The 12,293-nt window shown below is 70.8% G+C and carries 13 protein-coding genes; 3 read left to right on the top strand and 10 right to left on the bottom strand.

All coding sequences use genetic code 11. The features are described 5' to 3' along the window. Nucleotides 1–7: 7 nt before the first annotated feature. Nucleotides 8–1,045, bottom strand: coding sequence for an NUDIX hydrolase (locus OG413_RS27000; RefSeq protein ID WP_266809555.1), 1,038 nt, complete (start codon nt 1,043–1,045; stop codon nt 8–10). Nucleotides 1,046–1,274: 229 nt separating this feature from the next. On the opposite strand from OG413_RS27000, the gene OG413_RS26995 reads away from it, so the two are divergent. After that, nucleotides 1,275–1,451 (top strand): hypothetical protein, encoded by a 177-nt coding sequence (locus OG413_RS26995; RefSeq protein WP_266809553.1) that lies wholly within the window; start codon nt 1,275–1,277, stop codon nt 1,449–1,451. A gap of 139 nt (nt 1,452–1,590) precedes the next feature. Here OG413_RS26995 and OG413_RS26990 read toward each other — a convergent pair whose 3' ends face one another. Beyond that, nucleotides 1,591–2,538 carry an ROK family protein gene (locus OG413_RS26990; protein WP_266809551.1) on the bottom strand — a complete coding sequence of 316 codons (948 nt, stop codon included), beginning with the start codon at nt 2,536–2,538 and terminating at the stop codon, nt 1,591–1,593. Nucleotides 2,539–2,733: 195 nt separating this feature from the next. On the opposite strand from OG413_RS26990, the gene OG413_RS26985 reads away from it, so the two are divergent. Continuing rightward, nucleotides 2,734–3,762, top strand: a complete 1,029-nt coding sequence (locus OG413_RS26985; protein ID WP_266809549.1) for a LacI family DNA-binding transcriptional regulator — start codon at nt 2,734–2,736, stop codon at nt 3,760–3,762. Between the two features lie 94 nt (nt 3,763–3,856). Here OG413_RS26985 and OG413_RS26980 read toward each other — a convergent pair whose 3' ends face one another. The 5 genes from OG413_RS26980 to OG413_RS26960 form a co-directional block, all read right to left on the bottom strand. Next, on the bottom strand, nt 3,857–5,155 hold the full coding sequence (locus tag OG413_RS26980; protein WP_266809547.1) for an aldolase/citrate lyase family protein: 1,299 nt from the start codon (nt 5,153–5,155) through the stop codon (nt 3,857–3,859). A 245-nt stretch (nt 5,156–5,400) separates the two neighbouring features. Further along, nucleotides 5,401–6,363 carry an electron transfer flavoprotein subunit alpha/FixB family protein gene (locus OG413_RS26975; protein WP_266809545.1) on the bottom strand — a complete coding sequence of 321 codons (963 nt, stop codon included), beginning with the start codon at nt 6,361–6,363 and terminating at the stop codon, nt 5,401–5,403. An 82-nt stretch (nt 6,364–6,445) separates the two neighbouring features. Next, nucleotides 6,446–7,231 carry an electron transfer flavoprotein subunit beta/FixA family protein gene (locus OG413_RS26970; RefSeq protein WP_266809543.1) on the bottom strand — a complete coding sequence of 262 codons (786 nt, stop codon included), beginning with the start codon at nt 7,229–7,231 and terminating at the stop codon, nt 6,446–6,448. 200 nt (nt 7,232–7,431) lie between these two features. Further along, entirely contained in the window at nt 7,432–7,938 is a 507-nt protein-coding gene (locus OG413_RS26965) for a flavin reductase family protein (protein ID WP_266809541.1), read from the bottom strand. A 243-nt stretch (nt 7,939–8,181) separates the two neighbouring features. Next, complete coding sequence (locus OG413_RS26960; RefSeq protein ID WP_266809539.1) at nt 8,182–8,508, bottom strand: thioredoxin family protein; 327 nt, start codon at nt 8,506–8,508, stop codon at nt 8,182–8,184. Between the two features lie 218 nt (nt 8,509–8,726). Between OG413_RS26960 and OG413_RS26955 the strand changes: the two genes are divergently transcribed. After that, nucleotides 8,727–9,449, top strand: coding sequence for a 1-acyl-sn-glycerol-3-phosphate acyltransferase (locus OG413_RS26955; RefSeq protein WP_266809537.1), 723 nt, complete (start codon nt 8,727–8,729; stop codon nt 9,447–9,449). Nucleotides 9,450–9,484: 35 nt separating this feature from the next. Here the strand turns inward: OG413_RS26955 and OG413_RS26950 are convergent, their stop codons facing one another. The 3 genes from OG413_RS26950 to OG413_RS26940 form a co-directional block, all read right to left on the bottom strand. Next, the gene (locus tag OG413_RS26950) at nt 9,485–10,177 is read right to left on the bottom strand and encodes a B3/4 domain-containing protein (protein ID WP_266809535.1); all 693 of its coding nucleotides are present in this window, start codon (nt 10,175–10,177) and stop codon (nt 9,485–9,487) included. Between the two features lie 290 nt (nt 10,178–10,467). After that, entirely contained in the window at nt 10,468–11,547 is a 1,080-nt protein-coding gene (locus tag OG413_RS26945) for a low specificity L-threonine aldolase (protein ID WP_266809533.1), read from the bottom strand. Further along, on the bottom strand, nt 11,526–12,293 hold the full coding sequence (locus OG413_RS26940; protein ID WP_266809531.1) for an SDR family oxidoreductase: 768 nt from the start codon (nt 12,291–12,293) through the stop codon (nt 11,526–11,528). Before OG413_RS26940 ends, OG413_RS26945 begins: the two co-directional genes overlap by 22 nt.

Below are 12,293 nucleotides of genomic sequence, written 5' to 3'. Positions count from 1 at the left end.
CGGTCCGTCACCCCACCGGCACCCCGGCCTCCAGATTGAGCACGGTCGACCGTTCGCGCGCCCGCAGTGCCCAGCGCAGCCGCTCGTAGCGGGTGGGCGGCAGCATCGCCGCCGCCTCCGCCTCGGTGACGAACCGCCAGCCGCGCAGCTCCGAGCCGGGCAGCAGCAGGTGCGCGGCGTCCTCGCTGCGCAGCAGCCCGCCGTCGAAGAGGAAGCGCAGCCCGCCGTAGCCGGGCGGCTTCGGCGACTCCCAGTCGACCACCAGGAGTTTCGGCACCCGGTCGAGCCGGAGCCCTATCTCCTCGGCGACCTCACGCATCCCGGCCCGCGCCGGAGCCTCCCCCGCCTCCACCACTCCGCCGGGGAACTCCCAGCCCGGCTTGTACGTGGGGTCGACGAGCAGGACGCGGTCCCGTTCGTCGAAGAGCAGGACCCCGGAGGCGACCGTCTCCGCGGTCGGTTCGGGGGTCTGGACTATCTCGCACGCCTCGGCCTGCCCATTGCGCACCGCCTCGGCGATCCGCTGTGCCGTCTCGTGCGGAGTGAGTGCGCTGGTGTCGATGGTGTGGGCGTCCGCCGTGATCCAGTCCAGGGCCGCCAGATAGGGGTCGATGTGCTCGTACGCCCACCGTCGGATCCGCTCGCTGTGTTCGGGGTCGGCAGGGAATTCCGTCCGCCCCGCGATCCGGCTACGCAGGATCGTTTCCTCAGGTGAGAGCAGTACATGGCGCACGGGAATGCGCCGGGAAGCGAGCCCGCCGAAGATCTCGTCGCGGTATTCCTGGCGCAGGAGCGTCATCGGTACGACGAGCACTCCGGGCACCTCGGCGAGCAGCGCGGCCGCCGTGTCCACCACCAGTCGCCGCCAGATCGGCAGGTCCTGGAAGTCGGTCACCTCGGCGAGCTTCTTCTGCGGCAGCAGGCCGCGCAGCCCGCCGCCGGTCAGCTCGGGGTCGTACAGCGTGCTGTTCGGGATCAGATCGATCAGTTCGCACGCGGCGCTTGTCTTGCCCGCACTGAACGCACCGTTCACCCAGACGATCACGGTTCCCCCTCTTCCGTAGCCCCCTGTGGCTTGCCCGCAACACCCTGCCGCGGAAACCCCGATGGGGCGATGCTGTTGCCGGGAAGTGGCGGCCGGGTGCCCGTCGGCGGGCATCCCACTGTACGAGGCCCGGCGTGCCGGAGGCCGTAACGGCGGGCGGCCGGGCGTCGTTGGAGCCAGCACGCCACGGGGCGCCACGGGGCGGCAGGTCGACGACAGGGGGTGCGCAGTGCGCCGGACGGTGCTCGAACGGTTTCCCGCCGGAGGGCCGCGCGGGAGTTGGCCCGCGGAGGAGTTCGCGGCCGAGAGGCGCGGCGAGGGGGTGGCCGCGGAGGTCGTGATGGATCTGGACCAGGACGCGTTCCTGGTGGTGGTGCCGCAGCAGTCGGCGGACCGGGGGCGTTGAGGCTGTGGCTCTGGCCCTTGAGGGAGTGACCGGGGTCGTTGAGAGTGCGGACCGGGGCCGTTGAGGCTGTGGGCCAGCCTCCGTCGACGCGGTCCGTCCAGGGGGTGTCCGGCCTGACGATCCGGGCACCCCCTGGAAGTCAGAGGGCCTGTGGCCGGCGCACGGCCGTCGCGGCGGCGGCCGCCGCTCCCACCAGCCCCGCGTCGGTGCCCATCACGGCCGGCGCCACCGTGAGGCGGCGTACGAACGAGAGCGTGGCGTAGTCGCGCAGGGACCGGCGCAGCGGCGCGAAGAGCACCTCGCCCGCACCGGCCACTCCCCCGCCGACCACGGCGATGTCGATCTCGACGAGCGTGGCGGTCGCGGCGATTCCGGCGGCCAGCGCCTGGGCGGCACGCTCGTACGAGGCGACGGCGACCGGGTCCCCGGCGCGCGCGGCGGCGGCCACGGCGGCGGCTGTGGCATCACCGTCCGGTCCGGGCAGCCAACCGCCCTCAAGGGCCCGGCGGGCGATGTTCGGCCCACTGGCGATGCGCTCGACGCACCCGCGTGAGCCGCACGGGCACGGGTCGCCGTCCAGGTCCACACAGAGGTGGCCGATGTGTCCGGCGTTGCCCGTGGGACCGGGGTGCAGCGTGCCGCCGAGGACCAGGCCACCGCCGACGCCCGTCGAGACGACGAGGCAGAGCGCGTTGTCGTAACCGCGGGCCGCACCGAGCCAGTGCTCGGCCGCCGTCATCGCCACACCGTCGCCGACCAGCGCGACGGGCAGCCCGCCGGTCGCCTTGCGCACTCGCTCCACCAGCGGAAAGTCGCGCCAGGCCGGGACGTTGACCGGGCTCACCGTACCGGCCGAGGCATCCACGGGGCCCGCGCTGCCGATGCCTACGGAGGCCGCCCCGCCCCACAGCGGTGACTCCATCAGCTCGTTCAGTACGTCGCCGACGGCCTCCATGACCGTCTCGGCGTCCCGCAGAGCGGGCGTCGGCCGCTGCGCCCGTACGAGAAGGGTTCCCCCGCCGTCCACCAACGCACCGGCGATCTTGGTGCCTCCGATGTCGAGCGCGGCGACGAGGTCGGTATGCATCGGTGTGGGCTCTCCGGGTGAGTGAGGGGGCGGGACCTGCGAGTTCAGTCGATGGTCTGCACAGTCTCTATTCTTCTGACAACGTTGTCCAGGGCCTATGCTCGACGCCACAGCCTTCCAGCGCCTTCCCCGGACCGTTCGCGGGACCCGCCGGAGCCTCTCACACCCGACGTACCGACGACAGGACAGCGCACCGTGGCCGAGACCATCCGTCATTCCGAGACCCGCTACGGCAACCGGCCGACCATGAAGGACGTGGCGGCCCGCGCCGGAGTGGGCCTCAAGACGGTCTCGCGGGTGGTGAACAGCGAACCGGGTGTCACCCCCGACACCGAACGCCGCGTGCAGGAGGCGATCGACGCCCTGGGCTTCCGCCGCAACGACAGCGCGCGCGTCCTGCGCAAGGGCCGCACCGCCTCCATCGGCCTGGTCCTGGAAGACCTCGCCGACCCGTTCTACGGCCCGCTGAGCCGCGCCGTGGAGGAGGTCGCCCGTGCCCACGGCGCGCTCCTGATCAACGGTTCGAGCGCCGAGGACCCCGAGCGCGAACAGGAACTCGTCCTCGCGCTGTGCGCCCGTCGCGTGGACGGTCTGATCGTGATCCCCGCGGGCGACGACCACCGCTATCTGGAGCCGGAGATCAAGGCGGGCATCGCCACGGTCTTCGTGGACCGCCCGCCGGGCCGGATCGACGCCGACATGGTCCTCTCGGACAGCTTCGGCGGCACCCGCGAAGGCGTCGCCCACCTGATCGCGCACGGCCACCGCAGGATCGGCTTCATCGGTGACCAGCCCCGCATTCACACCGCGACCGAGCGACTGCGCGGCTATCACACGGCGATGACGGACGCGGGCATCGAGGTCCAGGACGCCTGGGTCTCGCTCGGCTCCACCGACCCCGACCGGGTCCGGGCCGCCGCCGAGTCGATGCTTCGTGGCCCGGAGCCGGTGACCGCCCTGTTCGCGGGCAACAACCGGGTGACGGTGACCGTCGTTCGCGTCCTGGCGGACCGGGAACGCCCCGTGGCCCTGGTCGGTTTCGACGACATCGAGCTGGCCGATCTGCTCGGCATCACCGTCATCTCCCAGGACCCGGCGGCGGTCGGCCGCACCGCCGCCGAGCACCTGTTCCGCCGCCTGGACGGCGTCGACCACGCCCCGGCCCGGGTGGAACTCCCGACCACGCTCATCGCGCGCGGGTCGGGTGAACGCCCGCCCGCCTGATGCCGTCCGACGCCATGCGGGCGGCCCGTCGCCCGTACGTACGTCGGCGCCGCACCGGCACGGCCGTGGGAGCGGCCGCGCCGGGGACCCCGCGCTACGGGGCGGTGACCGTCAGCCCGCCGCGGCGCGGTGAGGCGAACGCGTCGAGGTCCGCGCGGGTGAGCCCGGTGAGACGGGCGACCTCGGCGGTGTCCAGAGCACCGCAGTCGATGCCGCGCAGCAGATAGCCGCTGAGGGCCTTGGCGGTGGCCGGTTCGTCCATGACGTCGCCGCCCGCCTTGGCGACGTACGCCGCGAGCCGGCCCGCCGCCTGCTCCAGACCCTCGCGGTAGAAGGTGTAGACGGCCGCGTACCGGGTGGGCAGGTGGCCCGGGTGCATGTCCCAGCCCTGGTAGTAGGCGCGGGCCAGGGCTCGGCGGGTGAGTCCGTAGTGAAGCCGCCACGCCTCGTGGACCTGGGAGGTGGGCCCGACGGGCAGGACGTTGGTGGAACCGTCGCAGACGCGTACGCCGGTGCCTGCCGCGGCGACCTGCATGACGGCCTTGGCGTGGTCGGCGGCCGGGTGGTCACTGGCCTGGTACGCGGGGCTGACACCGACGCAGGCGCTGTAGTCGAAGGTGCCGTAGTGCAGACCGGTCGCCCGCCCCCGGGCGGCGTCGATCATGCGGGCCACGGCGGCGGTGCCGTCCGCGGCGAGGATCGACTGGCTGGTCTCGATCTGGATCTCGAAGCCGATCCGCCCGGCGTCGAGCCCATGGGCCTTCTCGAACGCTTCGAGCAGCTGGACGAACGCGGTGACCTGCTCGGGGTACGTCACCTTGGGCAAAGTCAGCACGAGCCCGTCGGGCAGCCCGCCGGCCCGCATCAGGCCGGTGAGGAACACATCCGTGGTGCGGATTCCGCGGTCGCGTACGGCGGCCTCCATGCACTTCATCCGGATACCCATGTACGGGGCCGAGGTGCCGTCCCCGTACGCCTGGGAGACGAGCCGGGCGGCGCGGGCCGCCGCCTCGTCCTCCTCGGCGCCGGAGCGCGGGCCGTAGCCGTCCTCGAAGTCGATGCGCAGGTCCTCGACGGGCTCGCGCTCCAGCTTGGCGCGTACGCGGTCGTGGACGGGCCCGGCCAGTTCCTCGGGGATGCCGAGGGCCGCGGCGAAGGAGGCGGCGTCGGGGGCGTGCGCGTCGAGGGCCTCCAGCGCCTGGTCGCCCCAGGAGCGGATGGTGTCGGCGGCGAACACGTCGCCGGGTACGTAGACGGTGTGCACGGGCTGGCGGGTGCCGGGGTCTCCCGGATAGCGGCGGGCGAGTTCGGCGTCCACTGCCGTGAGGGAGGCGCTGATGTGCTCGCTGACCGTGCCGGCGAGGCTCGTTGCCACCTTCTCCTGCTGACCCATTCCCGCACCCTCCACGCTCTCGCTTTTTCCGCTTCCCGGAATCAACAATCCGTATAGTGAAGTTATAAGGCCGTCGTACCTGCGTCAATGGTGTCCGGTAATGGCCTGGGGCCGCGCGGTGGGTTTCACCGTGCGGCCCCGGGGGGTGCTGCGCTTGCGCTGTGCTGTGTGCTGCGTGTGCTGCGTGTGGTGCGCGCCTGCGTGGTGCGCGCTGCGTGTGTTGTGGTGTGCGCTGTGTGTGGGGGTCAGCCCTTGCGGGTGTTGATTTCTTCGGTGAGCTGGGGGATCACGTCGAAGAGGTCGCCGACGACGCCGTAGTCGACGAGGTCGAAGATCGGGGCCTCGGCGTCCTTGTTGATCGCGACGATCGTCTTGGACGTCTGCATCCCGGCCCGGTGCTGGATCGCGCCGGAGATCCCGGACGCGATGTACAGCTGCGGGGACACCGACTTGCCGGTCTGCCCGACCTGGCTGGAGTGCGGGTACCACCCGGCATCGACCGCGGCACGCGAGGCACCCACCGCCGCACCCAGGGAGTCCGCGAGCGCCTCGATCAGCGGGAAGTTCTCCGCACCGTTGACCCCGCGCCCGCCCGACACCACGATCGCGGCCTCGGTCAGTTCCGGACGGCCCGTCGACTCACGCGGCGTACGCGACACGACCCGCGCCGCGTTCTCCGTACCCGAGAAATCCACGTGCAGGTCCTCCAGGGCACCCGCGGCCTCCGCCGGCTCCACCGGCGCCGAGTTCGGCTTCACCGTGATCACCGCAACACCCCGCACCACCCGCGACCGGGTCGTGAACGACGCCGCGAACGCGGACTGCGTCGCGACGGGACCCGACTCACCCGCCTCCACATCCACCGCGTCCGTGATGATCCCCGAACCCGTCCGCACCGCCAGACGCGCCGCGATCTCCTTCGTCTCCGCCGACGACGGCAGCAGCACCGCGACCGGCGACACCGCGTCGAACGCCGCCCGCAGCGCATCGACCTTCGGCACCACCAGATACTCCGCGAACTCCGGCCCCTCCACGGCCAGCACCCGCACCGCACCATGCCCGGCCAGCACACCGGCCGTCTCCCGCGCACCGGCGCCCACCGCGACAGCCACCGGATCACCCAGACGCCGCGCCAGCGTCAGCAGCTCCAGCGTGGGCTTGCGGACAGCACCGTCCACATGATCGACATAGACAAGAACTTCAGCCATGGGACTTCAATCTCCTGCGAAACGAAACGGAAAAGGGGGAACGACAACGAACCGAACCGAACAGCGGACCCGGACGCGGGCCTCAGATGAACTTCTGGCCCGCGAGGAACTCGGCCAGCCGCCTGCCGCCCTCGCCCTCGTCCTTCACGACCGTGCCCGCCGTACGCGCCGGACGACCGGCCACCGCGTCCACCACCGTCCACGCACCCGCCAGACCGACCTCACCCGCACCGATCCCCAGATCATCCAGATCCAGCGACTCGACCGGCTTCTTCTTCGCCGCCATGATCCCCTTGAACGACGGATACCGCGCCTCGCCCGACTGGTCCGTCACCGACACCACCGCCGGCAACGACGCCTCCAGCACCTCACTGGCCGTATCACCGTCCCGCCGCCCCGTCACCACACCACCGGCCACCGACACCTCCGACAGCAACGACACCTGAGCCACCCCCAGCCGCTCCGCGAGCAACGCCGGCAGCACACCCATCGTGCCGTCCGTCGACGCCATCCCACAGATCACCAGATCGAACCCACGGTCCCCGACCGCCTTCGCCAGCACCAGCGACGTCCCCATCGCATCCGAACCGTGCAGACCGTCGTCCTCCACATGAACAGCCCGGTCCGCACCCATCGACAACGCCTTGCGCAACGCGTCCTTCGCATCCTCGGGACCCACCGTCAGCACGGTCACCTCCGCCCCGTCCACCCCGTCCGCGATCCGCAACGCCTGCTCGACCGCATACTCGTCCAGCTCCGACAACAGACCATCGACATCCTCACGGTCCACCGTCAGGTCATCGGCGAAACGCCGGTCACCGGTCGCGTCGGGCACATACTTCACACAGACAACGATCCTCAAGCTCACGCCGGCTCTCCTACTGCATCGTCATTTCCGGGCTGCCTTGTTGCACGCAGCATAGGCGCCTTATGGGGCGGTTTCCGGTCGGAGCGACCGACGCTCCGACCGGAACATTACTGGCCAGTACACCCAGGGGTTCACCCACGAGCAAGCGCTTTGCACTGTGACCTTGCCAACGTGGTGGGCCCGTGCGCCGCCTGGCTCCCTCAGTCTCGCAGAGCCGTAAATCGTCCCTGGTGGTAGACCAGCGGACGGCCGCCTCCGGCCGGGTCGCCGACCACGGCCTCGGCGATGACGATGCGGTGGTCCCCGGCCGGAACGCGGTCCACCACACGGCAGACCAGCCAGGCCGACACCCCGTCCAGAAGCGGTACACCCTCGGGTCCCCTGCGCCAGTTCGTCGACGGGCCGAACCGGTCGGCCCCACTGCGCGCGAACCTGGTGGCCAGCTCCTCCTGGTGCTCACCGAGTATGTGGACACCGATGTGCTCGGCGTCGGCGATCACCGGCCAGCTGGAGGAGGAGGTGCCCACGCCGAACGAGATGAGTGGAGGCTGCGCGGCGACGGAGTTGAGCGAGGTGGCGGTGAAGCCGACCGGACCGTCACCGGCCGCGGTGATCACCGCGACGCCTGCGGCGTGCTGCCTGAAGACGGAGCGGAGGAGGTCCGGCGAAGCCGTCCGGGCGGTGGCGAGATCGGGTGTAGCCGTCATGGAGGTGTCCTTCTGCGGGAGTGGCGTACGTGACCGTGGTTGCTCAGGCACCCGGACAGCGCGCACTCGCGTTGCGTGCGAGGTCCACATGGACCCGCCCGTAGAGAAGGAGTTCTGGCGGCATAGCGTCAGACTGACGATGCGGGTGGCTGAGGTCAAGGGTGTTCCGCAATGTGGGAGATGCCTCACGGTCCGTCATGTGCCCTCCCCACGCAAGAATGGCCCCATCCCCATATCGCCCCGTCACATGGCCCGTCCCAGTGCCGCCACCACGTCGACGGTGCGCGGCTGCCCCGTGGCCCGGCGGACGACTTCTCCGTGCGCGTCGAGCACCAGGACGGTCGGCGTACTGCTGATGCCCAACTGCCTCACGAGGGTGAGATGCGCCTCTGCGTCGATCTCGATGTGGGCGACCCCCTCGACCATCCCGGCCACTTCCGCGAGCGTGCGGCGGGTGGCCCGGCAGGGCTGGCAGAAGGCGCTGGAGAACTGGACGAGAGTGGCCCGATCCCCCAGTTCCGCGCCGAGTTGGGACGCGTCCAGCCTGTCACCGCGTGCCTGCACGTCCATTCCCGGCCTCCTGTCAGAGCTCTACGCAAAGACTCAGCACCGGCCGGCGGCAGGACATTCCCGCCCTTCTCACGTGACGAGAATCTCGCGCCCCGCACCCGCCGGGACTGGCCACCGCGTCGCGCATGGGGCACCATCGCCACAATGCCGAAAACCTACGGCTGCGTAACTTCCGCCGGGAGAACCCTCCTCAGGCGCTGAAGAAGGGTCTTCTCCAGATGGCAGAACTCGTCTATCGACCGGTCATCGGCGCCGCTCGCACTCTGTTCAAGGCGCTGGACCTGAAGATCGACACTCAGGGTTCGGAGCACATCCCGAAGACCGGCGGTGCGGTACTGGTCAGCAACCACATCAGCTATCTGGACTTCATCTTCACCGGTCTCGGCGCCCTGCCGCAGAAGCGGCTCGTCCGGTTCATGGCGAAGGAATCGGTCTTCCGGCACCGGATCTCCGGTCCGCTGATGCGCGGGATGAAGCACATCCCGGTCGACCGGAACCAGGGTGAGGACGCGTACGCGCACGCGCTCGAATCGCTGCGGTCCGGTGAGATCGTCGGGGTGTTCCCCGAGGCGACCATCTCGCAGTCGTTCACGCTCAAGAGCTTCAAGTCGGGCGCCGCACGGCTGGCCCAGGAGGCCGGTGTACCGCTGATCCCGATGGCCCTGTGGGGTACGCAGCGGATCTGGACCAAGGGACGGCCGCGCAATTTCGGGCGCAGCCACATCCCGGTCACCATCCGGGTCGGGGAGCCCATGGAGGCACCCGCCGACCAGTACGCCGGTGCGATCACCCGGCGGCTGCGCGAGCGGGTTCAGGAGCTCCTCGAAGCGGCGCAGCGGGCCTATCCGGTGCGCCCGAAGGACGCGAGCGACACCTGGTGGGTACCCGCCCATCTCGGCGGTACGGCTCCGACTCCCGCCGAGGTGCGCGAGCTCGGCTGACCCGGCCCGGCTCCGCCCCCGCGGGGGCGGAAACGTCACTCCGGTGCGTGGACGGTGATCCGCGCACCGGGGCTCAGCCTGTCCAGTGACTCGGCGAGTTCGGCGCCTGCGGCTTCGAGCTCGCCGGTCGTCATGGGGGCGAGGCTCTCCAGCAGGAAGACGGCGTTCACGGACTCCTCGGTGAGCCGGGTCCGCACACACTGGCGCCAGTTCCAGCGGCGGCAGGTGACGCCCTCGTCGTCACACCAGACCACTTCGCCCGGCTCGGGGTGTTCCACGCTCTCCTCGCCGCCCGCGACGGTGGGGAACGGTTCCTGGCCGGTGGAGCGGATGAGACGCATGGGGCCCTTGATGTGGTCGCTGTCCTCCCCGCCGACCGGGATCAGATGGGCGACGCTGATCGCGTTGTAGAGGTCGACCAGCAGGTTGATGCGCGGCAGCCCGGCGTCGGTGAGTGCGCGCCTGGCGAGCGCCTCGGCCGAGTTGCGGGTACGGGAGGGCTTGGCGCCGAACGCCGTGTAGGTCTCGCGCCAGGCGGCGATCCGCGGGTCCTCGTGCGGGGCGCGGCCACCGAGCCGCTGGACGAGCCTTCGGGTGGCCTGGTCCAGCAGGGCCGAACTCTCCTCGGTACTGGGGCCGTTGACCAGTCCGTCGGCTTCGACGGCGAGATGCGTGAAGCTCGGAGCCAGGGTGCGTACCTCGCCGGAAACTGTGAACGTCGGAGTCATCGTCTGCCTTGCCTCGGTGCGGGTCGGAGCCGGTGGGGAGGGTCCGCCACGGTCCGTGCGGTCCCGGGCGCCCTGGAGCGCACGGAGCACCACCACCGGTGGTGCAGCATAGACTACCGGATAGTCCACTTCACTGAACTCCGCGCGGCGGCACCCAGGCCAGCCGCTCCCCTCCGGCGAGAACTGCGCGTCGACGCCCGGGAGCACACCGAAGCGACCGACCGGAGATCAATTGATTTCCGGTCGGCCGCATATCCATACGAATTCTGGTGTGCGAGACGTGCGGGGCGCTACTTCGCCATCTCTTCCTTGAGCGCTTGCAGGAACGCGTCGACATCGTCCTCGGTGGTGTCGAAGGCGCACATCCAGCGGACGTCTCCGGCGGCCTCGTCCCAGAAGTAGAACCGGAAGCGCTTCTGCAGCCGCACGCCGACGTCGTGCGGCAGCCGCGCGAAGACGGCGTTGGCCTGGACGGGATACAGGATCTCCACCCCGCCGACCGCCCTGACCCCGTCGGCGAGCCGCTGGGCCATGGCGTTGGCATGGCGGGCGTTGCGCAGCCACAGGTCACGCGCGAGCAGTGCCTCCAGCTGGACGGAGACGAAGCGCATCTTGGAGGCGAGCTGCATCGACAGCTTGCGCAGATGCTTCATCGCGCGGACCGAGTCGGGATTGAGCACGATGACGGCCTCGCCGAACAGAGCACCGTTCTTCGTGCCGCCGAAGGACAGCACATCGACGCCGACGGTGTTGGTGAACGTGCGCATCGGTACGTCCAGCGACGCGGCGGCGTTGGCTATCCGGGCGCCGTCGAGGTGCACCTTCATGCCGCGCTCATGGGCGTGGTCGCAGATCGCGCGGATCTCGTCCGGCGTGTAGACCGTGCCCAGCTCGGTGTTCTGGGCGATCGAGACGACCTGCGGCATCGCCCGGTGCTCGTCGTCCCAGCCGTACGCCTGCCGGTCGATGAGCTCGGGTGTCAGCTTGCCGTCCGGGGCCGGCACGGTGAGCAGCTTCAGGCCACCCATGCGCTCCGGGGCGCCGCCCTCGTCCACGTTGATGTGCGCGGACTCGGCGCAGATCACGGCGCCCCAGCGGTCGGTCAGCGCCTGGAGGGCGACGACGTTGGCTCCGGTGCCGTTGAAGACCGGGAAGGCTTCGGCGGTGGCCCCGAAGTGGCTGTGTATGACCCGCTGGAGATGCCCGGTGTAGTCGTCCTCCCCGTAGGCGACCTGGTGGCCGCCATTGGCGAGGGCGAGGGCTGCCAAGACCTCCGGGTGCGCGCCCGCGTAGTTGTCGCTGGCGAAGCCGCGCACCCGCGGGTCGTGGTGACGCCGCGCGTCGGTCTTTACGGTTGCGGGGTCAGCCACAGGCGCTTTCCGTTCACTTCTGCGGCGGGCTTGTCCCAGACGCCGGCGATGGCCTCGGCCAGCTCCTTGACGTCGGTGTAGCCCGCGAACTTCGCATTCGGGCGCTCGGCGCGCATCGCGTCGTGCACCAGTGCCTTGATGACCAGGATCGCAGCCGCGGTCTGCGGCCCGTCGTCGCCCCCCGCCCTGCGGAAGGCGTCGCCCAGCGCGAGCGTCCATGCCTCGGCCGCCGCCTTGGCCGACGCGTAGGCGGCGTTGCCCGCGGTGGGCTTGCTCGCCCCCGCCGCGCTGATCAGCACGTAGCGGCCCCGGTCGCTGCGCTGCAGTCCTTCCTGGAAGGCGAGCGAGGTGGACTGGACCGTGCGGATCAGGAGCTTTTCCAGCACGTCCCAGTCGGCCAGGTCGGTCTCGCCGAAGGACGCGCTGCCGCGCCAGCCGCCGACGAGGTGGACCAGGCCGTCGATCCGGCCGAATTCCTTCTCCGTCCTGGCCGCCCAGTCCCGGGCCGCGGCGAGGTCGAGCAGATCCACGGTGTCGCCGGTGACGGTCGCGCCTCCGTGGGCGTACCTCGCCGCGTCGACCGCCTCGGCGAGCCGCTCGGGGTGGGCGTCGGACGCGACGACGGTCGCGCCCGCCTCGGCGAGCCGCAGCAGCGTCGCCCGGCCCGCGGGTCCCGCCGCTCCGGCCACCGCGACCACCGCGCCTTCGAGCGCACCGCTCCCGTTGGCCCTACCGGTTCCGTTCAT

It is taken from the genome of Streptomyces sp. NBC_01433 (assembly GCF_026340105.1).
Taxonomy (GTDB): Bacteria; Actinomycetota; Actinomycetes; order Streptomycetales; family Streptomycetaceae; genus Streptomyces.
The sequence above is the reverse complement of the archived record's forward strand: the minus strand, read 5'-3'. Positions and strand labels throughout refer to the sequence as shown.

What these genes read in the sequence shown, in the direction of transcription:
- OG413_RS26990 (WP_266809551.1), bottom strand. Translation starts at nt 2,538, where the DNA reads ATGCATACCGACCTCGTCGCCGCGCTCGACATCGGAGGCACCAAGATC.
- OG413_RS26980 (WP_266809547.1), bottom strand. Translation starts at nt 5,155, where the DNA reads ATGGGTCAGCAGGAGAAGGTGGCAACGAGCCTCGCCGGCACGGTCAGC.
- OG413_RS26975 (WP_266809545.1), bottom strand. Translation starts at nt 6,363, where the DNA reads ATGGCTGAAGTTCTTGTCTATGTCGATCATGTGGACGGTGCTGTCCGC.
- OG413_RS26965 (WP_266809541.1), bottom strand. Translation starts at nt 7,938, where the DNA reads ATGACGGCTACACCCGATCTCGCCACCGCCCGGACGGCTTCGCCGGAC.
- OG413_RS26960 (WP_266809539.1), bottom strand. Translation starts at nt 8,508, where the DNA reads ATGGACGTGCAGGCACGCGGTGACAGGCTGGACGCGTCCCAACTCGGC.
- OG413_RS26955 (WP_266809537.1), top strand. Translation starts at nt 8,727, where the DNA reads ATGGCAGAACTCGTCTATCGACCGGTCATCGGCGCCGCTCGCACTCTG.
- OG413_RS26950 (WP_266809535.1), bottom strand. Translation starts at nt 10,177, where the DNA reads ATGACTCCGACGTTCACAGTTTCCGGCGAGGTACGCACCCTGGCTCCG.
- OG413_RS26940 (WP_266809531.1), bottom strand. Translation starts at nt 12,293, where the DNA reads ATGAACGGAACCGGTAGGGCCAACGGGAGCGGTGCGCTCGAAGGCGCG.